Below are 22,742 nucleotides of genomic sequence, written 5' to 3'. Positions count from 1 at the left end.
ACGTCGCCCGCGAACGTGATCCCGGTAGCATCGGATACCCGAGATGGAACGGCGATCGACCGCTCCGCTTCACCGCTGACTTGATCCTAGGAATGGTTGCCCCTCCAATGCGTGCCGTTGTCGCCGTCCTGCTCCTCGTCACCGCTGTGCACGCCGCCCTCTGGGGACTGCTGCAGGACAAACAGGAGGCCCCCAGTTTTACCGGCCTGCTGCAGAGCGTCTCCTACGATCCGCATGAAGGAACCGGGGCTCCCGGCGCCAACACCGTGGCCTCGCCGGAACGCATCCGCGCCGACATGAAGAAGCTCGCCACGATGACGCGGGCCATCCGGCTCTACTCGTCTACCGGCGGCCTCGAGATCGTGCCGCCGCTGGCGGCGGAGGCGGGGCTGAAGGTGATGCTCGGCGCCTGGATCGACAAGGATCCGGACCGCAACGAGCGCGAGATCCAGTCGGCCATCACCCTCGCCCGCCGCAACAGCAACGTCATCGGCATCGTGGTCGGCAACGAGACCATCCTCACGGCGACCCAGAAGGTCGATGAGCTGATCGAGAAGATCAAGCGCGTGAAGAAGTCGGTCAACGTGCCCGTCACCACCGGCGACGTCTGGAACACCTGGCGCGACAACCCCGAGCTCGCGGCCAATGTCGACTTCATCGCCGCGCACGTCCTGCCCTATTGGGAATTCTTCACCGACGACCAGGCCGTCGATCAGGCGGTGGATCGCTATCAGCTCCTGAAGAAGCAGTTCCCCGGCAAGCGCATCATGATCGCCGAGTTCGGCTGGCCGAGCCAGGGCTACAGCCGCAGCGGCGACAACCGCGGGCCCGCCGTGCCGGGCCCACTCCGGCAGGCGAAGGTGCTGCGCAATTTTCTGGCCCAGGCCGCCTCGATCGGCATGGAATACAACATCGTCGAGGCGATCGATCAGCCCTGGAAATATTTCGAAGGCGGCGTCGGCCCGTACTGGGGCGTCCTCAATGCCGCGCGCGAGGCGAAATTCGCCTGGACCGGCCCGATCGTGAATCCCGACTATTGGCAGCTCGCGGCCATCGCGCTGCTGGTCGGCGTGCTCTTGTCGCTGCCGATCGTGCGGCTGCGCCAGCCGACCGTGCTGCAGGCCATGATGCTCGCCATCACGGCACATGGCGTCGGTGCCTGGGTCTCCAACGTCTTCGCCTATTGGAACGTGCACTATTTCGTCTGGGGCTCGACCTTCGCGCTGACGCTGGGCCTGATCCTCCTGGTTCCCCTGATCCTCATCGCGATGGCCCGCATCGAGGAGATCGCCGCGATCGCCTTCGGCCGCGAGCCGCGGCGCCTCTTGACCCGCGACAAGGCCGCGCGTGACCGCGCCGCCGCGCCGGACTACTGCCCCAAGGTGTCGATCCACGTGCCGGCCTATTTCGAGCCGGTCGACATGATGAAGCAAACGCTCGATGCGCTGGCCCGCCTCGACTACCCGAACTACGAGGTCGTCTGCATCATCAATAACACGCCCGACCCGGCGTTCTGGCAGCCGATCCAGGATCACTGCCGCATGCTCGGCGAGCGCTTCAAGTTCATCAACGCCGAGAAGGTCAAGGGCTTCAAGGCCGGCGCGCTGCGCATCGCGATGGAGCGCACCGCTGTCGATGCCGAGATCATCGGCATCATCGACGCCGACTATGTCGTGACGCCGGACTGGCTCTCCGACCTCGTGCCGGCCTTCGCCGACCCCGCCGTCGGCCTGGTGCAGGCGCCGCAGGAGCATCGCGACGAGCACCTGTCGCTGATGCACTACATCATGAACGGCGAGTACGCCGGCTTCTTCGACATCGGCATGGTTCAGCGCAACGAGGAGAACGCGATCATCGTGCACGGCACGATGTGCCTGATCCGGCGCGCGGCGATGGACATGGCCGGCGGCTGGTCGAGCGACACGATCTGCGAGGACACCGATCTCGGCCTCGCGATCCAGGAGCTCGGCTGGCAGACCCACTACACCAACACCCGCTACGGCCAGGGCCTCCTGCCCGACACCTACGAGGCGTTCAAGAAGCAGCGCCATCGCTGGGCCTATGGCGGCTTCCAGATCGTCAAGAAGCACTGGCGCCGCTTCCTGCCCGGCCACAGCCGGCTGACCTCGGACCAGAAGCGCGAGTTCTCGCTCGGCTGGCTCAACTGGCTCGGCGCCGAGAGCCTCGGCGTCGTGGTGGCGATCCTCAACCTGATCTGGACGCCGATCGTTGCCTTCGCCGGCATCGCCATTCCCGACAAGATCCTGACCATCCCGATCCTCGCCGCCTTCGTGGTCTCGCTCGCCCACTTCCTGATTCTCTACCGGCTGCGGGTGGCGGTGAAGCCGTGGCAGATGCTGGGCGCGATGGTCGCGGCGATGAGCGTGCAGTGGACGGTCAGCCGCGCCGTGGCGCAGGGCCTGATCACCGAGCACCTGGCGTTCGCCCGCACGTCCAAGGGCGGCCTGTCGCGGATGTCGATCGAGTTCCAGGCGTTCTGGGAGGCCGTGATCGGCGCCCTGCTCCTGATCGGCGCCACGATTCTGATCGTGACCAACACGCTTGCCATCACCGAGCTCTACATCTTCGCCGCCGTCCTGATCCTGGAGAGCCTGCCGTTCCTCTCAGCGGTCGCCATCGCGCTGCTGGAGATGTCCCGCATCAACTCCTTCGAGTTCTGGCGCCACGCCACCGTCCGCACCGCCGAGCTGATCGGCCTGCGCCCGGTATGGGTGCCCGAGCTGGCCGGGCCCGGAATGCAACCGGCGCCGCTGAGCGCGGCGGCAACGAAGGCGGCGGACAAGGTGTAACGCGAAGCGAAGCGTAGCCCGGATGAGCGGACGCATGGGCCCGACGGGCGCAGGCGGCAGCGACATCCGGGGTCATTGCGACGGCCCGTGAGCCCCCGCAGGTCGCCTCCGCCGCCGCTCTCTCGAGCGCCGACGGCGGCTCATGATGGCGGCTCATGGCGGGCTACGGCACCGTCATCGCCGCGCCCCCGAAACGATCGTCGATCTCCCGTGGTTTCCCCCGCCCGCCCTATTGACCGGAACGGACCCACCCCCTACACAGCGCCCACGACAGCATGCGGCCCAAGGTCGGGGTTTTTTGCCGCCCCGATCTCATGCCGCAGTGAACCACGGCCACGCCTAAAGCGTTCCGATGGGGACCTGCCGACGATCCGGACAGTGACGGCCCTGCCGTCGCACCGCTTCTTGGAAGCGAGCGCGTAGCTCAGCCGGTAGAGCACGTGACTTTTAATCATGGGGTCCCGGGTTCGAGTCCCGGCGCGCTCACCAAGATCCCGAACGATCGAATAGTCAGCCTGGCAGACGCCTCCCTTGGCCACGTCGGAACATCGGTAAGACGATGCGTGGCCTCGATCGCCCGTAAGCGGCGGGCTGGATGGGTCTCGATCGGAACCTCGATTTCATACTCGATGAGTCGAACGCGCTCGATCCTCACGCGGCTTTACATCCTCAGTCATTTCCTTGGCTACGATGCTCGTGCGAAGCTGGCGGGACGTCTCCATGATCTCTTCCACCAAGGCGATGTCACGAAGAAGCTGCCCGATCACCGCGCGTCAGCTCGATCATGTCGGCACCTCCACGTCTGCCGGAATTGCAGTCTGCGCAAGCAGGGTGCTAAGGTCGACAACCAAAGGTATCGCAAGTCATTTTTATCGAATTCCGGTAAGGCCTTTTTGGCAAGGCGTTCGCGCCAGTGGAGCCAGCATGTCTGCAAGCTATGGCGCCGTGATCAACCGGCTGCTCAACGGCGTCGGCTTCCAACTCATTCGCCAATCGACGCTCCATCAGCTGGTCTCGTCGGCCCGCAATGGATATGCAAGCGAGCAGGACGACGAAGGTGAGGATCAAGTCCGAACGGATTCGCAAGCCAGCGAACCGACGGAGACGGTATCGGCCAGCTATCTCCAGAACCTGCAGCGCGAGAGTTTGGCGCTTCGTGAGATGTCGACCGAGCTCATTAAGCTCAAGCTGCAGCTGGCCGGAGCGAACGACGGTACCAACACGAGCGAGCCCTCGACTCCGGACGTTGCCGGCCCCCGGCTCTACACGCCCGTATACGACTACGCGGGATTGCGAACCGATCCCGCGATCGTGCACAACCATGACTTCATGCGGGATCCCCGCTTTGTCGCCGCCTACGAACGTGGCGCCGCCGCCGAGGGCTATGAGCCTCGCTATTTCTGGCGGACGCATGTTGCGCTCTGGTGCGCCAGCATCGGCGTCAGCCTTGGCGGCGATTTCGTCGAATGCGGCGTCTGTCGCGGCATGCTCAGCTCTTCGATCATGCACTATCTCGACTGGAACAACCTCCAACGTCGATTTTTTCTGTTTGATACGTTTACCGGGGTCGACGAGCGCCTCGTCACCGATGAGGAGGCCGCAAGCGGCAACCTCGGCTACTTCAGAGAGATGTACAAGACCGACATCTATGAGGATGCCGTTCGCAACTTCTCCGAATACAACAACGTCGAAATCATTCGTGGCAGTGTCCCATCCAGCCTGTCGACCGTCGACATCAATGCCGTCGCTTATCTGTCGATCGACATGAACAACGTCACGCCCGAGATCGCGGCCATCGACCACTTCTGGAGCAAGCTGCAGCCCGGCGCCCCGGTTCTGCTCGACGATTATGGTTTCGTCCGCTACGAGGCCCAGAAGCGTGCGTTCGACGCTTGGGCCTCTCAGCATGGCGTCGCTATTCTCGCGCTTCCCACAGGGCAAGGCCTGATCATCAAGCCACCATCGGCGTCAGGGGCTGTGCGTCGGACGTGGCGCCGCATAGCTCCATTTTTGTGCACCGCCACCGTGAAGCGGTTTTTTGGGATGACGACGGCGTAAGGTTGTCCACATGCCGACTGGCTTGTTCGGCCAATCCAAGGCACAATCGAGCGTTGCAGTCTTTGATTTATTGCCGGGGCGTTTCGATGAATTGGGTAGGAACGGTCGTCGCGATTCCATTGGCTGCCATTTCCTTGTCGGGCTGCATCACGACATCGATGCAGGGATATGCCGACCGACAATTGCCGGCGAAGCCGATCGGCCGCATGGTCGCTTACGTCTCTGGACCCGGTCCGCTCGTCACGAGCATTCAAACGAACATCGCCGAGGAGGCGCGGAAACGCGGCGTCGTCGCTGACGACGCGCTGATGCTGTTCCCACCGACACGGACCTACACCAATGCCGAGGTTCAACAGGGACTCGCGCGTGACGCGATTGAAGGCGTCCTCGTCATCAGCGTGGGCGATAGCGGTGTGCAGCAACAATACGCCGGGACGATCTTGTCGGGCCAATACACCGGAACATCGAGCTCGATCGGTACCGTCAACACCTTCGGCAACACGTCGACCATATCCATGAATGGGACGTCATCAGGCATGGTGGTTGCCACCGCGACGCCGACCTACCGCTACAAGCGTCAGACCACGTTCACGGCGCGGCTTCTTGAGGCAAGCACCGGACGAAATCTCTGGGTCGGTAACGGTCAGGTCAACGCCGGCGGCCTCCTGTTCGTCGGCGACGGCGCAAACGCGTCAAGTTCCGTCGCGGCCATTTTTGACGACTTGCAGCGCAAGGGACTCATCGGGTCATCAAGTTGATCAGGAGCGGCTTCATGCGTCTCCCGTAACCCACCCCATCGGAATTATTAAGTGCACTGTCACCGCAATCACCGAGATTGTTATATGAGGCTCTTAATCAATTTCACGAACCACCTTAAAGCACGAGAGCTAGTGGGTCTAATGATAATGGCCTACGGCGAATTCGAGTTCGAAGTTGCCGGAATCATGAGCTACGCAATTGACGGCGGGCCAGATACCGCGGCGCGCATTTTCTTTCGTGTGAATGGCGAGGCCGCCAGACTAGATGTGGCGGATGCAATCCTGAGACCGTTCTTCGACAAACTAACCTTGGGTGGCCGATGGGGCAATGCGCTAGGCGCTCTAAGGTTCTGCAAGAATGTTCGCAATCAATACGCCCATTGCCAATGGCACCCGGACGCACATAACTTGTATTTTATTAACCTGGATCGAGACGGCCGAGACTCACTGGAAGGGGAACTAATCGTAAATCCCTACCCAACCAATCTCGAGCTGCTCCAAAAACAGTACGAATACTTTGAGCATACCCTCGATTGGTTGTATTATCTGAGCTGCGAATGTCGCAGGCATAAGGGCGAAGAATCCGCCCGTCCACCAGTTCCGAAATCAATTCCACAGCCGCAGCTTCATATTCGGCCAAAGAAGCCTCTTCAATCGCCAGAAACCGAAACGAATTACGGTGACAGCGCACAATATTAGCCGTCGCCTTCACCCAGTTAGTTAAGAGCGCGTACTCATAAAGCTCGATCAGGTCCACTTTGGAGGTAAGGCCAGGCGCGATAGTATTTCGAAGCTGAAGGGCCTCGTGGTATCAAGAGCTGGCCGACTTCGCAGTGGTCATTGGGTTGCCGGCCTACATGTTTTGCGCGTCTAGGATCGGACAGCTGATGAAATTTCTGGCCCTGTTGCTGGCCCTTCTCGCAGCGCCAAACGGTGCTTGCGCACAAGGAGCAGTCTTTAGGGTCGGTGTAACCAAGCGTGATTTTGTTCCTGCTGAGCCTTACGATTGGCGCGGCGCCCAGACACATGCGCTCCGCGCAACGATATGGTATCCGGCCGCAGCGGATGCGCCCGAGAGACCGCAATGGATCGGGCCGCGCATCATCCCGTTCTTCAGCGCCGGCAGCGCTGCGCCCGATGCGGAGCCGGCATCAGGACCCCGGCGTGCGTTCGTCGTCCTGTCCCACGGTAACGGCGGCGCAGCGCTCCAAATCGCATGGCTCGGCACAGCACTCGCGGGGGCTGGCTTTATCGTCGTCGCAGTCAATCACCCCGGCAATAGCGCTCTCGAGGACTATACCGTCGAGGGTATGTCATTGTGGTGGCTGCGAGCTGTGGATGTTAGCGCCGTCATCGATGCGATGCTCGTCGACAAGACCTTTGGCAGCCGAGTCGACCCCGCGCGCATCGGTGCCGCCGGTCATTCGCTCGGTGGCTACACTGTCCTCGCGGCCGCTGGTGGCATCAGCAATCCGGAACTGCTGCAGGTGTTTTGCCGCTCGCCTGCGGCCGACGCGTCATGCAAACCGCCGCCGCCCGCTGCCGTCATGCGCCGGGAGACCCTAGCACGTCTGAGCGTCGATCCCGATTTCCGGCAACGCTACAGCGAGGCCGGCAAGTCCTATCGGGACGAACGCATCCGCGCGGCCTTCGCCATGGCGCCCGGGCCAGGCCCGATCTTCGCACCGAACAGCCTTGAGAAAATCTCGATTCCCGTTGCGATTGTCGCCGGAAGCGCCGACGAAATTGTCCCGACACCCGCCGCTGCCGAGACATTCGCTAGGTTGATCCCGCATTCGACTCTGAAGATATTTCCGAAGGCCGGCCACTTCGTATTTCTGGACACGTGCACTCTGGTCGGAAGCGTATTCTTTCGGAGCACGTGCCGCGATCCCGATGGCGCCGACCGTGAGGCAGTTCATGCCGAGACGATCAGACTTGCGGTCGATTTCTTCACCACATATCTGCGCTGAGCGCTTTCATCGTTGGTCTTCTCGACTGCAATTTACCTGCCGGTTTGTGTTTAGTCCTAATAGCGATCCGTTGTCGTGCTAGGCTGTGGCGCTACGCGCCGACTAGGAGGTTACGGTGACAGTGCACTAAACTTCCATCGACCTCAGGTAACGCGGCCGCACTGCCTTAGCCCTTCACCCGCTCACTGCAAACCCAAGCACCAGCTGCTTCGGGCTCTGCTTGAATTCCTTGATCACCGCGGCCCGGACCTTCTCCGACAGCTCCGGCAGCGGCTTGGCGGTGTAGAGCTTGGGGAAGGTCACCATGACCGACGTCAGCGTGCCGTTGTTCCAGTTGAAGCCGACTGCGGGACGCACGCCGGTTTCGGCGAGGAGGTCGGCTTCGACAGCCCGGCTGTAGGCAAGTCCGTTTTGAACGGCGTCGACCATCCCGCAGCCGGCGAGGCATGCGATCAGGGGGATCAGCGCGAGGGCTCTCATGGTCGTCCACTCCAGGATTCAGCGTCCGGCGACGCGCCGTCGCCACGCATGGCGCCTGCCGAGGTTGCAGCGGCCGGCCAGCATGAAATGCGGCCACGGCCGGATCATGGCGCGACGGCGCAACGTTTTCCAGCGTGACGCGCCGGGACAGGTTAGACTGGCATGAGCCATCCATGAAGGCGGACAATCGTCAGGCATTGGCGTGCATGGTGCTGATCGCTGTCCTGATGGTCGCGCTCCTGTCGGCCAAGTATCAAGTATGACGACTGCCGGTGGCGCGGACAGTCCGAGACCGAGTGCTTGCGGCAGGCCCGGGGACTGCCTCCGGTCGGGCGGCCTTGAGCGAGAATTCCGGTGCGCTGAATTGACCTCGCTACTTGGCGCGGCAGTTTCATTCACTGTCACTGCAACCGTAACCGCCAATGACGAAAGATCCGTCCCTTACCTGCCGGAGGGATCGGCCTCCAGCACGACCTTCGCGACGGGATATCGCCAATCGTTCTTCGTGTTGTCGGCGGCGGCGTCGATGCCGGCCACGATCACCGCACCAAGGATCCCGCCGTTCATGCCGCTGGCCAGACGCGCCTGGCGCGTCGAATCGAAGGGCGCGACCGTGATCATCCGCTTTTGATAGCCGGGCTTCTGGCAGGTCACGGCAAGCGTGCTCGACTGTCCGCGATAGAGCGGCACGCGCACCTTGGCGGGGCTCGTCATGGTTGCGCTGAAGCCGGAGGCTTCCAGTGAGCAGGACGCTCCGGCCATCTCGACCTCGCCTCCCCCGCCGGGATTGTGAAACGTCCGCACCTCCAAAAGCTGGTCACCCGCGAACTCGGGCACGCTTGCGTCGGTTCGGCGCTTCGGCTCGTAGACGTCGATCCCTCGGCTGCCCGTGCTCGACCTGATGTCGGTCACGTTGTTGACTGCGAGCGGCGCAGCACACCCGCCAAGACACGCCCCTCCAAGGATGGCCAGCCAGGTGGCCATCCAACGCAAATAGTCCATTTGAGCCCCCACAGCACCCCTACTGTTGTTGACTAGCGGTAGCAGGGGCCGATCTGGGGAACAATAGCCGCAACCTCAGGGGGAATAGAGCAACTATCAAAAACCGACTACGTTGCGGGCAGGACACAGTCGCTGTCACCTCCAGCATCAATGAGGTCGGTGGTGCTGGATGTGTCAGACGATCGCCAGCGGCGGGAATTCAGGGTCATCAACATGACGCGGTTGCTCAGCCACAACCTTACTCGCGATCAATGGGCGACACGTTTGGCACCCGCGCAGGTTGCAGTGACCGGTGGGCATTCCCGGATCATGGCGCGACGGCGCTGCGCTTTCCAGCAACATGTGCCGTGAGGATGCGCGGACAAACTCATTTCATCAGGCCGCTCAACACGATCACCCCTGTCCAGTCGTCAGAGCACAAATATCTGCCTTCCCTTTTTCCGAATTTTATGATTGACTGTCCCCATCCCGTGCTTCTCGAGAGGGGCGCTTCGCGATCGTCACGGACGTTGGGCGCGGGATGCGGTGGCCGCAGGTGGGTCGCAGCGTGCTTGATGTACGCGGACGAACGGCTCCTTGCGGACGTGAAATCGCGTGGTCCTGGCGCCCCGAAGCTGGCGCCAAGTCCTGGGGGATGATGACCCCCGCGGGCGACGGTGGCTATCAAGCCGGACACCGGGGAGATCGCGTATAAGCGTGAAGACCATCGCGCGGGGAATGCCGGGTGGCGGGCTCAATCGGTGGTCGCAACACCAAGTGTTTTCATTCGTGACAGCAGCTCGTCAAGCGCTTCTGCTGGAGTTTTCCATCCTAGCGTCTTTCTCGGTCGGGAATTGAGCGCTGCGGCCACGGCGGCGATCTCGTCAGCATCGTAGACGCTCAGATCGGTACCTTTCGGGAAGTACTGCCGCAGCAGGCCATTCGTGTTCTCGTTCGTGCCACGTTGCCAGGGGCTTCTTGGATCGCAGAAGTAGATCTGAAGGTCTGTATCGATCTTGAGGTCACTGTGTTGAGCCATTTCGGTCCCCTGATCCCAGGTTAGCGAGCGGCGGAGTTCTTTGGGCAAGGTGACGATGGTGCGCGTGATCGCATCGCGTACCGCTTCAGCTCCGTGTCCGGAGAGCGCAGGCCCATCCTTCGTACGTGGGCCATCGTCAAACCCCGGCAGCCGTGGAAGGTGCAGGAGCATTGTAAACCGCGTGCTGCGTTCGACCAGCGTGCCGATTGCCGAGCTGGCGGAGCCGACGATCAGATCTCCTTCCCAATGTCCCGGCACAGCTCGATCCGCGACTTCGGCCGGACGCTCACTGATCATGATCTCTGGCGATATGAAGCCTTTGCTGCGCTTCCGCGTACGCGCTCGGGGCACGCGCAGCGCACGTCCCGTTCGCAAACAGGACGACAACTCGCGTTTCAGCGCTCCTCGGCCCTGAACAAAAAGCGCCTGGTAAATGGCTTCGTGGCTGATGCGCATCGCCTCGTCATCCGGGAAGTCGATCGGTAAGCGCCGGGCAATCTGCTCGGGACTCCACGCTTTCGTCCACCCCTGATCCTGGCTAGAGCCCGCACGACCGGCCTTCCGCCGAACGCCGCCTGGAGGTGCGACAAACCCTGCAAGCCGCTCTTCAACATAAGCGCGCAAGGCGGCGTTGCTTGCAAGCTTGCTCGGCTTAGGACGCCGGGCCGATCGATCTGCATGCCACTGGGCGGCCGTCGCCCGATAGGCCATCTTGCCGCCGTGCGTGGCCGCATTGCGATCGAGTTCACGGGAGATGGTCGAGGGAGATCGATTGAGACGCCGCGCTATCTCTCGTACAGAATGGCGCTGCGCATTCAGCAGCGCAATCTCTTCGCGCTCAGAAAAAGAGAGGTGCCGTCCGGAGAGCGGCTTCGCTGAAGGTCGGAACATTGCCGGTGCCACGCCGCCCGCTTTTCGAAATAATCGGGGGCCGACAGCATCCGATAATCCAGCAGCCAGCGCAGCATTCTCGCTGTTCAACCCAGCGGCAATCCCACGCCAAAATTTCTGCTGTTCCGCACGCCCCGCAACTGGTGGGCGCCCCAATGATCCCAGCTTGCCCCGCGTTGACCGTTTCTTTCGAATGCCCATCGCAACCTCCTCATCGAGTGTTGCGACGACCAATTGAATCCGCCGGTTGATCCGGCTGAACCTGTGGTGACTGCCGCCTGCTTTTTCTTCTGCAGGCGGGCCATGGGTTGCGGCCAGCAGCCCGGCATTCCCCGCGCCCTCTGTTTGCTGGAGGGCGAGACGACCGGCACAGCTCGGGCGCGCAAGGCGTCGCGATGACGGTCGAACGCGTCCCCTGCCCCGCCCCCCCCTCCTGCATCGTGATGAGGTTCAGATGATCATGCCGATCGATCGTCCTACGACGGGACTGAGCGCCGGCGCCCGTTGCGTCCCTGCGGTGCGGACGCACGCGGCTTGCAATCACCGGCTGCCGGGAGTGCGCGCACGAACAGCAACAAGATCTTACATGGCGACATCCGACCTGCGCAAAAGCGCCGCGTCCGCGGCGTGTGTTCGCATCTGTGGCCGCACGCGATCGAACCGATGGCGATCGTCGCGGTGCAGCCGCGATCGCGTCAACCGTATCGTGAGGAAGTCCCGATGTCGTCACCCACGCCAACAGGACGGCGGGCCACGCTCGTCCTGCTCGCCGTTCTCCTTCTCGGCAACATCGCCGCCATCATCGCCTGGCCTTCGCATTGCGGCACGAGCCCACGGCTCACGATCGGCGCGGTCATGCTCGCCGGCTGCGGCGAGGCGGACGCCGCCGGTCCTCACCTCGAGGCGATGCAGCGGCCGCATCGGGCGCCCGAGCCGGTTGAAATGGTGAGGGCGCCCTGACATCGTGGCCGTCACCCGTGGTCAGCGATCGGCAGCCCGACGAGATCGAGCGCGGCGACGCGCTGAGGCTGCTGCCGCGCCTTGCGGGCTGATGCGCCTCGTCTCGCCCAAGGAGCTTCCCCGATGTCCTACGCCTTCCTCTTGACCTCGCTGATCGTGGTGGCCTCGCCCGGCACCGGCGTGCTCTACACGCTCGCGGTGGCGCTGACGAAGGGGTCGCGGATGAGCGTCGCCGCGGCGTTCGGCTGCACGCTCGGCATCATCCCGGCGATGCTCGCCGCGATCGTCGGGCTTGCCGCCGTGCTGCACACCAGCGCGCTGGCCTTCGCCGCGCTGAAATGGTGTGGCGTTGCGTATCTCTTGTACATGGCCTGGCAGACGCTCGGTGAGCGTGGCGCGCTCTCGGTGGAGGCCAAGGATGACGCGAAGGACGCGGCGCGCTCGGCTGGGCGCGTGGTGCTGACCGGCTTTTTGATCAACATTCTCAATCCCAAGCTGTCGATCTTCTTCCTCGCCTTCCTGCCGCAGTTCATCGCCGCGGACGAAGTGCATCCGCTCGCCGCCATGCTCGAGCTGTCGGCCACGTTCATGGCGATGACGTTCGCGGTGTTCGTTGTCTACGGACTGTTCGCCTCAGCGGTGCGCGATCGCGTCGTCAGCCGCCCCAAGGTGATGGCGTGGCTGCGCCGGGCGTTCGCCGGCGGCTTCGCCCTGCTCGGCGCGCGGCTGGCGCTGAGCGAGCGCTGAGGTGGTCGCGCTGGGGCGAAGCGGTCGCGGATGACGAGACAATCCTCAGCCACACGAGTTGGTCAATTTGTTACTCGTCATGCCCGGGCTTGTCCCGCCTGCGCGGCCGAAGCCGCTTCGGCGCGGCGAAGGCCCGGGCATCCATGGCGTTCCAAGGACGCCGATCGACGTGGATGGCCGGGACAAGCCCGGCCATGACGGTGTGGAGCGAGTGCGCCACAAACCTTAAGCCGCGTACGCGACCGCACTCCGCCGTTAGGCGTACCATCAAAAAGCGAGACCCGCCTGAAGCCATTGGCTCCAGACGGGTCTCATCAGTTCAGCAGTTCACCCGGCAGAGATCAGCCGAACTGGTTCATCGTGTTGTGCGCGCCGCCGGCCTTCAGGGCCTTCTCGCCAGCAAAGTACTCCTTGTGGTCGTCGCCGATGTCGGAGCCGGCCATGTTCTGGTGCTTGACGCAGGCGATGCCCTGGCGGATCTCGGCGCGCTGGACGTTCTTGACGTAGCCCAGCATGCCCTGCTCGCCGAAGTACTCGCGGGCGAGGTTGTCGGTCGAGAGCGCGGCCGTGTGGTAGGTCGGCAGCGTGATCAGGTGGTGGAAGATGCCGGCGCGCTTGGCCGAATCCGCCTGGAAGGTGCGGATGCGCTCGTCGGCTTCCTTCGCCAGCGGGGTGTCGTCGTACTCCGCCTTCATCAGCTCGGCGCGGTTGTACTTGCTGACGTCCTGGCCCGCCTCCTTCATCGCGTCATAGACCTGCCAACGGAAGTTGAGGGTCCAGTTGAACGACGGCGAGTTGTTGTAGGCCAGCTTGGCGTTCGGGATCACCTTGCGGATGCGGTCGACCATCTTGGCGATCTGCTCGATATGCGGCTTCTCGGTCTCGATCCACAACAGGTCGGCGCCGTTCTGCAGCGAGGTGATGCAGTCGAGCACGCAACGGTCCTCACCGGTGCCGGGACGGAACTGGTAGAGGTTGGAGGGCAGCCGCTTCGGACGCAGCATCTTGCCATCGCGGCTGATGATGACGTCACCGTTGCGGGCGTTCTCGGGCGTGACCTCCTCGCAGTCGAGGAAGCTGTTGTACTGGTCGCCGAGATCGCCGGGCTGGCTCGAGAAGGCGATCTGCTGCGTCAGGCCGGCGCCGAGCGAGTCGGTGCGGGTGACGATGATGCCGTCCTCGACGCCGAGCTCCAGGAAGGCGTGGCGGCAGGCGCGGATCTTGGCCAGGAAGACGTCATGCGGCACGGTGACCTTGCCGTCCTGATGGCCGCACTGCTTCTCGTCCGAGACCTGGTTCTCGATCTGCAGCGCGCAGGCGCCCGCCTCGATCATCTTCTTGGCGAGCAGATAGGTCGCCTCGGCATTGCCGAAGCCGGCATCGATGTCGGCGATCACAGGGACGACGTGGGTCTGGAAGCCGTCGATCTTGGCGATGATCTCGGTCTCCTTCGCCTTGTCGCCGGCCTTGCGGGCCGCGTCGAGGCTGCGGAACAGGTCATTGAGCTCGCGCGAGTCGGCCTGGCGCAGGAAGGTGTAGAGCTCCTCGATCAGCGCGGGCACCGAGGTCTTCTCGTGCATCGACTGGTCCGGCAGCGGGCCGAACTCGGAGCGCAGCGCCGCGATCATCCAGCCCGAGAGATAGAGGTAGCGGCGGTCGGTCTTGCCGAAATGCTTCTTGATCGAGATCAGCTTCTGCTGCGCGATGAAGCCGTGCCAGCAGCCCAGCGACTGGGTGTACTTGGTGCTATCATTGTCATAGGCGGCCATGTCGGCGCGCATCACGGCCGCGGTGTAGCGGGCGACGTCGAGACCGGTCCTGAAGCGGTTCTGCAGGCGCATGCGCGCCACGGCTTCGGCGGTGACGCCGTTCCAGGTCGGGTTGGTCTCGAGCAGCGCACGCGCCGCCTCGACCTCGGCCTGGTAGGACGAGGGGCCCTGGAGAGCCTGGTCGTTCAGTCCACGCGGTTGAAAGTTCATGTCCGTGATCCCTTGGTTAAGGACAACCTGGGACCTGTTGTAAGCACCCAGCGCCGGCGGACCAGACATTGCGCGGAAAACTTGTCACACTTTACAAACTTCTCGTGTATAGCTGTAAGGAGATTACAAGACCGGGATTTGACCATGACCACCGCCACGGCACGATCGATCTTCATGGGCCCGCGCCTGCGCCGGCTGCGGCGCGAGCTCGGCCTGACCCAGGCCGACATGGCCGCGGACCTCGAAATCTCAGCGCCTTACGTGGCGCTCCTGGAGCGGAACCAGAGGCCGGTGACGGCCGACATGCTGCTGCGGCTGGCGCGGACCTACAAGATCGACCTCGCCGATCTCGCCGGCGACGGCGGCGCCGACCACACCGCGCGGATGCAGTCGGTCCTCAAGGACCCAATGTTCTCCGACATCGACATCCCCGCGCTGGAGATCTCCGATCTCGCCGTCAGCTATCCCGGCATGACCGAGGCCTTCCTGCGCCTCTACACGGCGTATCGCGAGGAGCAGCTCGCGCTGGCCGAGCAGCGCGCTCCGGTGCCGGCCGGCAGCGCGCCGCGCGTTGGCAATGACGGCTTCGACGCCAACGATCCCGTCGCCGATGTCCGCCGCTTCCTCGCCGCCCGCCGCAACAACTTTGCCCAGCTCGACGATGCCGCCGAGCGGCTGGCGCAGGCCATCTTCCAGGGGGCGCCGACGGGGGCTCCGCAGGTCTCCGCCGGGCCGGCCGGCTTCATCGAGCGCTTTCGCGTCCGGCATAATCTCCAGGTCCGCTACATGCCGCCGAACGTGATGCTTGGCTCGCTCAGGCGGCTCGACCTGCACCGCCGGCAATTGCTGATCGAGGACTCGCTGGACAGCGCGAGCCTGAAATTCGAGCTCGCCCGGCAGCTCGCTTATCTCGAGCTCGACACCGAAATCGGCGCGGCACTCGAGGATGGCAAGTTCGCCAGCAAGACCGCCGAGCTGCTGGCGCGCCGCGCGCTCGCGGCCTACGCGGCGGCTGCGATCATCATGCCCTATTCGATCTTCGCCAAAGCCGTCGATGCCAGGGCCTACGATCTCGAGGCGCTGGCGCGGCAGTTCGGCACCAGCTTCGAGCAGACGGCGCATCGCGTCACCACCCTGCAGAAGCCGGGCGCGGAACGGATCCCGTTCTTCCTGATCCGCGTCGATCCCGCCGGCAACGTGTCGAAGCTGCTCGACGGCGCCGGCTTCCCGTTCGCCCGGCATGGCGGCGCCTGCCCGCTGTGGTCGGTGCACGGCATCTTCAAGACGCCGCGCCAGATCGTGACCCAATGGCTGGAGCTGCCCGACGGCCGCCGGTTCTTCTCGATCGCCCGCACCGTGACCGCCGGCGGTGGCTCCTACGGCGCCGTCCGCGTCGAGCGGGCGATTGCGGTCGGCTGCGCCGCCGAGCATGCGGGGCAGCTGATCTATACCCGCGACGGCCACGGGCCTGATGCCGACGCGCCGACCCCGATCGGCGTCGCCTGCCGGGTCTGCCACCGGCCGAAATGCGCGGCACGCTCCGCGCCGCCGATCGGGCGCGAGATCCTGCCGGACGATTTCCGGACGTCGTCGGTTCCGTTCGGGTTTTCGGCGGATTGAGCAGGGGATGGTCGTGGAACCAGGAACTGGTCGGTATGCCTGGCCGCGGGCGATAATCCATCGAATCGGGCTGCAAATCGTCCCGGGACGCCTGGGCCCTTGACGGAACAGCCATAAACCGGACAAAGATTGCGCCAAAATGTCGCGGCGGAGGTTGGCCATGAGATACGTCGACGGCGTTGTGATGTTCCTCAGCCTGTGGCTGCTGGCATCGATGGTTCTGGACGCCGTGACGCCGCCCGAGCTGAACTTCTACATGATCGGCCCGATCATTGCGCCGGCCGCGATCATCACCGGCTTCCTGTACTGGCTCCGCATCCCCTCCCGCGACTTCGTGCTGGCGTCCGCAGCCATCTGGATGGTCTGCGAGATGACGATGGAGATGGTCACCCCCAAGCCGCTGTCGCCGCTGCTGGCGGTGGCCGCCGTCGCGCCGCTGCTGGTGGCCGGCATCCTCCTGCACGTCCAGCACTGGCGCCAATCGCGCGGCCGCTTGCCACCGCCCGCTTCGACGCCGACGACCAATCTGCCAGGCTCCTCCAACGCGATGTCGAGCCGGCGGCCGTTCTGAGCCGCGCGACGCCGCGGCAATGGCGGATAGCGTGCAGATTTTCCGTTGTTCTACGGGATCGAATGTTTACGAGGAAATCAGAAACCCCCTCTTAAGTTCCGCGGGTCCATCTGTAGCCGACACACCAGCCGCGCGGGGACCATGCTGAACGAACTTCTCGTGATCGAAGATGCCGACGTTCATCTGTCGATCCTGCGCAAGATCGCCGTGCAGGCAGGCTTTGCGACGACCGGCGTGAACTCGGTCGACGGCGCGATGAGCGTGCTTCGCCGGCGCAATTTCGAATGCATCACGCTCGACCTGAATCTCGGCGAGCGCTCCGGCACCGAGGTGTTGCAGCTGTTGGCGGACATCAAATCCCGCACCCCGGTGCTGATCATCAGCGGCTCCGACGATCAGACCCGCGACGTCACGGTCCGCGCCGGCAAGATCCTCGGCCTGAATGTCTATCCGCCGTTCTCCAAGCCGGTCGACCTCGCTTTGCTCCGACAGACGCTGCGCCAGATCGCCGCCGACACCGACCGGCAGCGCCTCGTCAAAGCCAGCATCCGCTAGCCCGAACGCACGCTCGTTTTCCCGCTTGATCCAGATCAAGGCGCCATACCTCTGCCGCTTGTTGGCTGCAGAGGGGCGAGCGGAAATGAGATGCGATGACGGCAGCGAATTCGGCCAGCGAAGCAGAAGCAGTGGTGAACGAGGCGACGCCCTATGAGCTCGTCGGCGGCGAAGCCGGCGTGCGCCGTCTGGCGGAGCGCTTTTACACCATCATGGACCAGGAGCCCGGCGCCAGCCGCATCCGCGCGATGCACGACGCCGATCTCGGTCCGATCAAGCAGTTACTGTTCGAATTTCTCAGTGGATGGCTGGGCGGGCCAGCGCTTTATTTCGAGCGGGCCGAACATCGCTGCATCATGTCCGCGCATCGTCCGTATCCGATCGGCGACGCCGAGCGCGACGAGTGGATGACATGCATGCGCCGCGCGATGTTCGATTGCGACATCACCGGCGACATGTATGCGTTGCTGGATCAAGCGTTCCTGCGGATGGCGAACGCGTTCCGGAGCCGCAAGGCGAGCTGACAGGAACGCCCGTCAGCCCGACTTGGTGGCGGCCTCCCGCGCCAGACGCTCGGCCCTGAGCCGCTCGCGGTTGGCGTAAAAGGCCCGCTGGGCCGCCTCGTGATCGCGCATGGCCTGCTCGGCATCAGCCCTGCGGGTGGCGTCACGCGCCCGACGCTCTTCCGGCGTGAGGACGCGAGGCTGTCTGTCTGTGCTATCGTAAGGCATGGGCAGATAACGCCCAAGCGGCCGGGATGTTCCAGCATACGATGGTTCAGTCCGACTTTCGTGGAAACAGCTGGTCGCGGATGTAGCGCGACGTCGGCGTCAGGCTGAGTCCGTAGGGCTTTTGCCACACCGCGCGGTCGATCTCCTTCTTGTCTCCGATCTCCAGGCGCCCTTTGGCATGCTTGGCGATGAAGATGGCGTCGCTCATCTTGCGACCCGAGCGCTTGTTTTTGGCGGTGACTTCCTTCCATAGCCGCAGCCGGCCGAGCTTGAGCTTGGGAAGCTCCTCCTTGATTTCGCGCTTCAGGCAGTCCTTCGCCGTCTCCTGCGCGCGTTTGCGGCCACCCGGAAACATCCAGCGCCCGTCGGCCCGGCGCCGGACCAGGAGAACCCTTCCGCCCTTGGCGGCAACCAGCTTGGACGCCTTGGTCATGGCCCCGGAGCTCTCACCTCTCGAACAGTGACGAACAATGAAGTGGAGTCTATCAAGATTCGCTCCAACTCCCGCTCCGGAGCTTTGCGGAGATTCGGCCAGAGCTCCGCAGCGGCCAACCAAGCTCACTGCAGCGCTCCGACCGTCGGCAGCGCTCAGTAGCAGGAGCGCGGATCGACCGCCACATACTCTCCCGACGGATATCGATAGTAGCAATTGCCCTGCGACAGATAGTAGCCTGGTCGCGCCGCAGCCGTAGCGCCGGCGATCGCGCCGGTGGCACCACCAAGCACGGCGCCCGCCGCGGCACCGCCCGCCTTGCCGGTGAGGATACCGCCGAGCACCCCGCCGATGATCGCGCCCCCGAGCGCGCTGGCGCCCGGATCGACTTCGGCCGGAGGCGGCGCCGGCTCGTAGGCAACCGGCGGGGGCGCCTCGTAGGCCGCCGACGGCGCATAGACCACATCGTCAGCATAGTCCTCCGACACGTAGGTCGGCGGCCCTTCCATGGGCTCGGGATAATAGTACCAGACGCCGCCGACGTCCCACCACCAGCCCGGGCGGCCGTTGTGAACCTCGTGCCGCCATCGGCCACCCTCCCAGCCGACGCGGCCGCGATAAGACTGCCCACCATAGTCGCGCACCGCGACCCGGCCGTGCGCATAACGCGCATCCGGTCCCCGCCCGGCCATCGCCGGACCAGGGCCCGGGCCGTGGCCCGCTGCGAAGCCCTGACCGGCTCCCGGCGGACGTCCCTGAGGGCCAACGGCAGCCCGCGGCGGTGCGCCCGGCTGTGCTCCCTGCGGCTGGCCGGCCATGGGGCCGGCTTGCCGCGGGATCTGGACATGGGGCTGGCCGGCCGGTTGCCCACCCTGGGTCGGCGCTTGGCGAATGACACCCGGCGGGCGGGCCTGGGGCGAATGCCCGGGGCCAGGACCAGCCTGGTCCGGGGTTTGCGCCCAGGCTTGGGCGGGGATCACGACCGCGGTCAGGATCACGATCGCGGACAGCCACCGTGTGCTCTGGTTGGACAACGTCATTCTCCCCTACCCTTGATCGCCCGCCGTCTGCGCTGGTTGCCGCGCACGCGGGGTGTGATGCGGATTGATGATCCCGGATCGCCGGCTTCGGCGTGGATGGTCCGGACACACCATAGTTTGCGCGACAAACGGGTAAAATCCCGACGATTTTGCGGCCAAGTCAACCTGCTGCCGTCAACCTGCTGCCGTCAGGTTAACCGAGACGCCGGCTGATTCGCCGCTCCGATCATGCAAACTCGCCGGCGCGGCCTTGCCGATCCGGTACGGGCAGATCGGCGGTCACCGGTCGGGCACGATCACATTGCAGTTGGTTCGTCCCGACATCAGGCAGTCCTGCATCCGGCTTGCGGAGGTCAGGCTGCGGGCCAGCCACAAGCCGAAGGCCGCGAACACGAGTGCCGCCACGGCGCCACGTCTATCCGGCCCCTGCGTACTCATCGCCGGTGCGCCTAGGCGGCACGCAGGCCAGCGGCCTCACCGTGCGGTTGCTGCTGCTGGCGCGATGCCGGCGAGATCGATTCGATCCGGGTACAGCTCGTCACCCAGAACAGCTGCCCGCATTCCCATTCGGAACCCAGCACACCGGCCGAAACGGGCCTCGGGCGGGCGAGGACCGCCGTCATCACGCATGCGCTGACCACGAGAGCGACGAGCGCGAGGCCGAGCGCCATGCGCCCGCGGCGAACAGAGGTCATGCCGGTCAACTCCGTTGGATGTCGCACCCGGGCGGTGCGCTGGTGCCCGCGAGGCGTGAAGCGACTCACGGCCGGCCGACCTGCGTCAGCGACGGGGATGGTTACATAGCCTCCGGCGAGCGCCATGCAAGCGCCAGGCAGGACGGATGTGGAGGAGCGGCGATAAAGCATTTGTCATCGACGCATGCGATCCTATACACACGGGCTCGCGTCGGCCTCCGCTCGTGTTCACGATCTCGTGGAAGAATTGCCTGGCGGCGCGTGCAGCCCCTGACCGACCACACCCTGATCGAACACCCAAATAGCGAAGTGACGACGTCTCCATGAGAGGATTCAAGGAACCTGGATTTGCCGATCGGCAGAAGGCCGCGCAGCAGGCCCGCCAGAGCATCGTGCAGAAGTTCAAATCGCAGCCGGGACCGGACGATCCCGAAGTCGTGAAGCGACGGCAGGAGCGCGAGGCCGCCGCCGCCCGCCGCGAGCAGCAGCGATTGGAGCGCGAGGCCGCCAAGGCTGAGCAGCAGCGTCTCGAGGAAGAGGCCAAGGCCGCCGAGAGTGCCCGGCTTGCGCGCGAGGCGGAAGAAGAAGCCGCCCGCTTGGCCGAGATGGAAGCCGAGCAGAAGGCGAAGCGTGATGCGCGCTACGCCGCGCGCAAGGCCCGTGGAAAGAAGAAGTAAGCAGCGACGCCGCCGCCACCAGACCTGCGCGTCGTCGCGTCCGGCATCGCGCGACTCCTCAATTCATCGGCGATGGGACTGATACGGTCGTCCCATCGCACGATGCCGTGCGAGACGAGCTAGTTCTTCTTCATCATGCCGTCGTCCTTCTTCATCCCGTCCTTGGACATGGCATCGTCCTTCTTCATGGCGTCTTTCGCCATCGAGTCCCTCTTCATGCCGTCGTGGGACATCGCGCCCTTTTTCATCCCATCGTCCTTGCTCATCTTGTCTTCCGCGAAGGCCGCCGGCGCGACGGCCACGTTGAACGCGAGGGCGGCAGCGGAGATACCGAGGATGAGGCGGCTACGATTGGTCATGATGATCGCTCCTTCGTATGACGGGGTTCGACGGCGACGGACGCGCCGTTCTTGGATATCGACGTTCCGATGAAGGCGATTGTTACGAGCGCGGGCGAGAATTTTGTTCGATCAAATTTGACTCGAATGCGTCCCGTTCCGGAATCGAGGACACAATTTTGCCCGGCAAGATCATGTTAGTACAACCGCGCAAGGGATTCACAGGCCGGTACGTGCGCCGCAGCAATATGTCGCTTCCCATGCATTTGGCCTCGAACGAACTGTCTAGTTCGGCTAGAGGTAAGCTCGACAGATTGGCTGGTATAAGTCACGCCAACGAACCGGGTCGGGAACCCAACCAGAAGTTGTTCAGGGGAAATCTCATGCTCACACGCCGTCATGTCATCGCATCCGCGCTCGCTGCGCCGGCCATGCTGCGTTTTGGAACCGGTACGGCCCACGCAGCAACGACGCTGAAGATCTCTCACCAGTTTCCCGGCGGCACCATCGACAAGGGCGATTTCCGCGACCGGCTCTGCCGGGTGTTCTCCGAGGAGGTTGCGAAGCGCTCCGGCGGCGAGATCGCGACCGAGATCTATCCCAACTCCTCGCTCATCAAGACCGTCGCGCAGTTCTCGGCCATGCGGAAGGGCGCGCTCGACATCAGCCTCTATCCGATGCCTTACGCCGGCGGCGAAGTGCCTGAGACCAACATCGCGCTGATGCCGGGTCTGGTCACGACCTACGACCAGGGCATGCGCTGGAAGAATGAGCCGGTCGGCAAGACGCTGAGCGATTTTCTGGCCGACAAGGGCATCATCCTGCTGACCTGGGTCTGGCAGGCGGGCGGCGTTGCCAGCCGATCTCGGCCGCTGGTGACGCCGGAGGACGCCAAGGGCATGAAGGTGCGCGGCGGCTCGCGCGAGATGGACATGGTGCTGCAGACCGCCGGCGCCTCGGTGCTGTCGGTGCCATCGAACGAAATCTACACCGCGATGCAGACCGGCGCCTGCGATGCCGGCATCACCTCGTCGACCAGCCTGATCTCGTTCCGCCTGGAGGAAGTGTCGAAGGCCCTGACCTCCGGCGCCAAGGCGTCGTACTGGTTCATGCTCGAGCCGCTGATGATGTCCAAGGCCTCGTTCGACAAGTTGCCGAAGAACCAGCAGGACATCCTCCTCGCGGTCGGCGCGGAGATGGAGGCGTTCGGGCGCAAGGGCGCGCAGGACGACGACATCGAAGTTGCCAAGGTCTACGAAAAGGCGGGCGCGAAGGTTGTGGAGCTCGATGTCCAGACCGTCAACAAATGGCGCGACATTGCCCGTGACACGGCCTGGAAGGACTATGGCGGCAAGTCTGCGAACTGCGCCAAGCTCCTCAAGCTCGCTTCCGACGTCGCGGCCTGA

23 protein-coding genes and 1 tRNA gene are annotated in these 22,742 nt (G+C 64.1%); 14 read left to right on the top strand and 10 right to left on the bottom strand.

Features of this window, described 5'->3' with window-relative positions:
• Positions 1 to 107: 107 nt before the first annotated feature.
• The 6 genes from QW863_RS02330 (at position 108) to QW863_RS02305 (ending at position 7,599) form a co-directional block, all read left to right on the top strand.
• The gene (locus QW863_RS02330; RefSeq protein ID WP_315712029.1) at positions 108 to 2,810 is read left to right on the top strand and encodes a glycosyltransferase; all 2,703 of its coding nucleotides are present in this window, start codon (positions 108 to 110) and stop codon (positions 2,808 to 2,810) included.
• A 413-nt stretch (positions 2,811 to 3,223) separates the two neighbouring features.
• Positions 3,224 to 3,299, top strand: a tRNA-Lys gene (locus QW863_RS02325).
• Between the two features lie 231 nt (positions 3,300 to 3,530).
• Positions 3,531 to 4,868, top strand: coding sequence for a TylF/MycF/NovP-related O-methyltransferase (locus tag QW863_RS02320; protein WP_315729329.1), 1,338 nt, complete (start codon positions 3,531 to 3,533; stop codon positions 4,866 to 4,868).
• A gap of 86 nt (positions 4,869 to 4,954) precedes the next feature.
• Positions 4,955 to 5,626 carry a hypothetical protein gene (locus tag QW863_RS02315; RefSeq protein ID WP_315712032.1) on the top strand — a complete coding sequence of 224 codons (672 nt, stop codon included), beginning with the start codon at positions 4,955 to 4,957 and terminating at the stop codon, positions 5,624 to 5,626.
• A 147-nt stretch (positions 5,627 to 5,773) separates the two neighbouring features.
• On the top strand, positions 5,774 to 6,325 hold the full coding sequence (locus QW863_RS02310; protein ID WP_315712033.1) for a hypothetical protein: 552 nt from the start codon (positions 5,774 to 5,776) through the stop codon (positions 6,323 to 6,325).
• A 188-nt stretch (positions 6,326 to 6,513) separates the two neighbouring features.
• Positions 6,514 to 7,599 carry an alpha/beta hydrolase family protein gene (locus QW863_RS02305; RefSeq protein ID WP_315729330.1) on the top strand — a complete coding sequence of 362 codons (1,086 nt, stop codon included), beginning with the start codon at positions 6,514 to 6,516 and terminating at the stop codon, positions 7,597 to 7,599.
• A 174-nt stretch (positions 7,600 to 7,773) separates the two neighbouring features.
• Here the strand turns inward: QW863_RS02305 and QW863_RS02300 are convergent, their stop codons facing one another.
• From QW863_RS02300 to QW863_RS02290, 3 genes are all read right to left on the bottom strand, one after another.
• Positions 7,774 to 8,079 carry a hypothetical protein gene (locus QW863_RS02300; protein ID WP_315712035.1) on the bottom strand — a complete coding sequence of 102 codons (306 nt, stop codon included), beginning with the start codon at positions 8,077 to 8,079 and terminating at the stop codon, positions 7,774 to 7,776.
• A 441-nt stretch (positions 8,080 to 8,520) separates the two neighbouring features.
• Complete coding sequence (locus QW863_RS02295; protein ID WP_315712036.1) at positions 8,521 to 9,081, bottom strand: hypothetical protein; 561 nt, start codon at positions 9,079 to 9,081, stop codon at positions 8,521 to 8,523.
• 733 nt (positions 9,082 to 9,814) lie between these two features.
• Positions 9,815 to 11,191 carry an IS30 family transposase gene (locus QW863_RS02290; RefSeq protein ID WP_315712037.1) on the bottom strand — a complete coding sequence of 459 codons (1,377 nt, stop codon included), beginning with the start codon at positions 11,189 to 11,191 and terminating at the stop codon, positions 9,815 to 9,817.
• A gap of 462 nt (positions 11,192 to 11,653) precedes the next feature.
• Between QW863_RS02290 and QW863_RS02285 the strand changes: the two genes are divergently transcribed.
• A complete protein-coding gene (locus QW863_RS02285) occupies positions 11,654 to 11,950 on the top strand; it encodes a hypothetical protein (RefSeq protein WP_315712039.1) in 297 nt (98 codons plus the stop codon).
• Between the two features lie 123 nt (positions 11,951 to 12,073).
• Positions 12,074 to 12,697, top strand: a complete 624-nt coding sequence (locus QW863_RS02280; RefSeq protein WP_315712040.1) for a LysE family translocator — start codon at positions 12,074 to 12,076, stop codon at positions 12,695 to 12,697.
• A gap of 341 nt (positions 12,698 to 13,038) precedes the next feature.
• On the opposite strand, the gene QW863_RS02275 is transcribed toward QW863_RS02280, so the two are convergent.
• A complete protein-coding gene (locus tag QW863_RS02275) occupies positions 13,039 to 14,676 on the bottom strand; it encodes an isocitrate lyase (protein ID WP_315712041.1) in 1,638 nt (545 codons plus the stop codon).
• Positions 14,677 to 14,820: 144 nt separating this feature from the next.
• Here QW863_RS02275 and QW863_RS02270 point away from each other — a divergent pair, with 144 nt between their 5' ends.
• The 4 genes from QW863_RS02270 to QW863_RS02255 all read left to right on the top strand — a co-directional run bounded on the left by QW863_RS02270 (position 14,821) and on the right by QW863_RS02255 (position 17,946).
• Positions 14,821 to 16,296, top strand: coding sequence for a short-chain fatty acyl-CoA regulator family protein (locus QW863_RS02270; RefSeq protein ID WP_315712042.1), 1,476 nt, complete (start codon positions 14,821 to 14,823; stop codon positions 16,294 to 16,296).
• A gap of 160 nt (positions 16,297 to 16,456) precedes the next feature.
• Positions 16,457 to 16,867, top strand: coding sequence for a hypothetical protein (locus QW863_RS02265; protein ID WP_315712044.1), 411 nt, complete (start codon positions 16,457 to 16,459; stop codon positions 16,865 to 16,867).
• Positions 16,868 to 17,008: 141 nt separating this feature from the next.
• Positions 17,009 to 17,422 (top strand): response regulator, encoded by a 414-nt coding sequence (locus tag QW863_RS02260; RefSeq protein WP_315712626.1) that lies wholly within the window; start codon positions 17,009 to 17,011, stop codon positions 17,420 to 17,422.
• 95 nt (positions 17,423 to 17,517) lie between these two features.
• The gene (locus tag QW863_RS02255; RefSeq protein ID WP_315712045.1) at positions 17,518 to 17,946 is read left to right on the top strand and encodes a group II truncated hemoglobin; all 429 of its coding nucleotides are present in this window, start codon (positions 17,518 to 17,520) and stop codon (positions 17,944 to 17,946) included.
• Between the two features lie 12 nt (positions 17,947 to 17,958).
• Here QW863_RS02255 and QW863_RS02250 read toward each other — a convergent pair whose 3' ends face one another.
• From QW863_RS02250 to QW863_RS02230, 5 genes are all read right to left on the bottom strand, one after another.
• A complete protein-coding gene (locus QW863_RS02250) occupies positions 17,959 to 18,153 on the bottom strand; it encodes a hypothetical protein (protein ID WP_315712046.1) in 195 nt (64 codons plus the stop codon).
• 46 nt (positions 18,154 to 18,199) lie between these two features.
• On the bottom strand, positions 18,200 to 18,586 hold the full coding sequence (locus QW863_RS02245) for an NUDIX hydrolase (RefSeq protein ID WP_315712048.1): 387 nt from the start codon (positions 18,584 to 18,586) through the stop codon (positions 18,200 to 18,202).
• 155 nt (positions 18,587 to 18,741) lie between these two features.
• Positions 18,742 to 19,626 carry a hypothetical protein gene (locus tag QW863_RS02240; RefSeq protein WP_409977877.1) on the bottom strand — a complete coding sequence of 295 codons (885 nt, stop codon included), beginning with the start codon at positions 19,624 to 19,626 and terminating at the stop codon, positions 18,742 to 18,744.
• Positions 19,627 to 19,905: 279 nt separating this feature from the next.
• Positions 19,906 to 20,064 carry a hypothetical protein gene (locus QW863_RS02235; protein ID WP_315712049.1) on the bottom strand — a complete coding sequence of 53 codons (159 nt, stop codon included), beginning with the start codon at positions 20,062 to 20,064 and terminating at the stop codon, positions 19,906 to 19,908.
• An 11-nt stretch (positions 20,065 to 20,075) separates the two neighbouring features.
• A complete protein-coding gene (locus QW863_RS02230) occupies positions 20,076 to 20,321 on the bottom strand; it encodes a hypothetical protein (RefSeq protein WP_315712050.1) in 246 nt (81 codons plus the stop codon).
• 323 nt (positions 20,322 to 20,644) lie between these two features.
• On the opposite strand from QW863_RS02230, the gene QW863_RS02225 reads away from it, so the two are divergent.
• A complete protein-coding gene (locus tag QW863_RS02225) occupies positions 20,645 to 20,998 on the top strand; it encodes a DUF6481 family protein (protein WP_315712052.1) in 354 nt (117 codons plus the stop codon).
• A gap of 119 nt (positions 20,999 to 21,117) precedes the next feature.
• Here the strand turns inward: QW863_RS02225 and QW863_RS02220 are convergent, their stop codons facing one another.
• A complete protein-coding gene (locus QW863_RS02220) occupies positions 21,118 to 21,357 on the bottom strand; it encodes a pentapeptide MXKDX repeat protein (RefSeq protein WP_315712053.1) in 240 nt (79 codons plus the stop codon).
• Between the two features lie 362 nt (positions 21,358 to 21,719).
• On the opposite strand from QW863_RS02220, the gene dctP reads away from it, so the two are divergent.
• A complete protein-coding gene (dctP, locus tag QW863_RS02215) occupies positions 21,720 to 22,742 on the top strand; it encodes a TRAP transporter substrate-binding protein DctP (protein WP_315712055.1) in 1,023 nt (340 codons plus the stop codon).

Source organism: Bradyrhizobium sp. SZCCHNR1017, from assembly GCF_032381375.1.
In the GTDB taxonomy this organism is placed as follows: Bacteria; Pseudomonadota; Alphaproteobacteria; order Rhizobiales; family Xanthobacteraceae; genus Bradyrhizobium.
Note: the sequence above shows the minus strand (reverse complement) of the source record. Positions and strands in the feature narration are given on the sequence as shown.

Bases quoted from the DNA above. Each gene is read 5' to 3' on its own strand.
- QW863_RS02265 (WP_315712044.1), top strand. From the start codon at position 16,457: ATGAGATACGTCGACGGCGTTGTGATGTTCCTCAGCCTGTGGCTGCTG.
- QW863_RS02235 (WP_315712049.1), bottom strand. From the start codon at position 20,064: ATGAGTACGCAGGGGCCGGATAGACGTGGCGCCGTGGCGGCACTCGTG.
- QW863_RS02225 (WP_315712052.1), top strand. From the start codon at position 20,645: ATGAGAGGATTCAAGGAACCTGGATTTGCCGATCGGCAGAAGGCCGCG.
- QW863_RS02320 (WP_315729329.1), top strand. From the start codon at position 3,531: ATGATCTCTTCCACCAAGGCGATGTCACGAAGAAGCTGCCCGATCACC.
- QW863_RS02330 (WP_315712029.1), top strand. From the start codon at position 108: ATGCGTGCCGTTGTCGCCGTCCTGCTCCTCGTCACCGCTGTGCACGCC.
- QW863_RS02280 (WP_315712040.1), top strand. From the start codon at position 12,074: ATGTCCTACGCCTTCCTCTTGACCTCGCTGATCGTGGTGGCCTCGCCC.
- QW863_RS02260 (WP_315712626.1), top strand. From the start codon at position 17,009: ATGCTGAACGAACTTCTCGTGATCGAAGATGCCGACGTTCATCTGTCG.
- QW863_RS02305 (WP_315729330.1), top strand. From the start codon at position 6,514: ATGAAATTTCTGGCCCTGTTGCTGGCCCTTCTCGCAGCGCCAAACGGT.
- QW863_RS02230 (WP_315712050.1), bottom strand. From the start codon at position 20,321: ATGACCTCTGTTCGCCGCGGGCGCATGGCGCTCGGCCTCGCGCTCGTC.
- QW863_RS02250 (WP_315712046.1), bottom strand. From the start codon at position 18,153: ATGCCTTACGATAGCACAGACAGACAGCCTCGCGTCCTCACGCCGGAA.
- QW863_RS02295 (WP_315712036.1), bottom strand. From the start codon at position 9,081: ATGGACTATTTGCGTTGGATGGCCACCTGGCTGGCCATCCTTGGAGGG.
- QW863_RS02275 (WP_315712041.1), bottom strand. From the start codon at position 14,676: ATGAACTTTCAACCGCGTGGACTGAACGACCAGGCTCTCCAGGGCCCC.
- QW863_RS02270 (WP_315712042.1), top strand. From the start codon at position 14,821: ATGACCACCGCCACGGCACGATCGATCTTCATGGGCCCGCGCCTGCGC.
- QW863_RS02310 (WP_315712033.1), top strand. From the start codon at position 5,774: ATGGCCTACGGCGAATTCGAGTTCGAAGTTGCCGGAATCATGAGCTAC.
- QW863_RS02240 (WP_409977877.1), bottom strand. From the start codon at position 19,626: ATGACGTTGTCCAACCAGAGCACACGGTGGCTGTCCGCGATCGTGATC.
- QW863_RS02245 (WP_315712048.1), bottom strand. From the start codon at position 18,586: ATGACCAAGGCGTCCAAGCTGGTTGCCGCCAAGGGCGGAAGGGTTCTC.
- QW863_RS02315 (WP_315712032.1), top strand. From the start codon at position 4,955: ATGAATTGGGTAGGAACGGTCGTCGCGATTCCATTGGCTGCCATTTCC.
- QW863_RS02285 (WP_315712039.1), top strand. From the start codon at position 11,654: ATGGCGATCGTCGCGGTGCAGCCGCGATCGCGTCAACCGTATCGTGAG.
- QW863_RS02290 (WP_315712037.1), bottom strand. From the start codon at position 11,191: ATGGGCATTCGAAAGAAACGGTCAACGCGGGGCAAGCTGGGATCATTG.
- QW863_RS02255 (WP_315712045.1), top strand. From the start codon at position 17,518: ATGACGGCAGCGAATTCGGCCAGCGAAGCAGAAGCAGTGGTGAACGAG.
- QW863_RS02220 (WP_315712053.1), bottom strand. From the start codon at position 21,357: ATGACCAATCGTAGCCGCCTCATCCTCGGTATCTCCGCTGCCGCCCTC.
- dctP (WP_315712055.1), top strand. From the start codon at position 21,720: ATGCTCACACGCCGTCATGTCATCGCATCCGCGCTCGCTGCGCCGGCC.
- QW863_RS02300 (WP_315712035.1), bottom strand. From the start codon at position 8,079: ATGAGAGCCCTCGCGCTGATCCCCCTGATCGCATGCCTCGCCGGCTGC.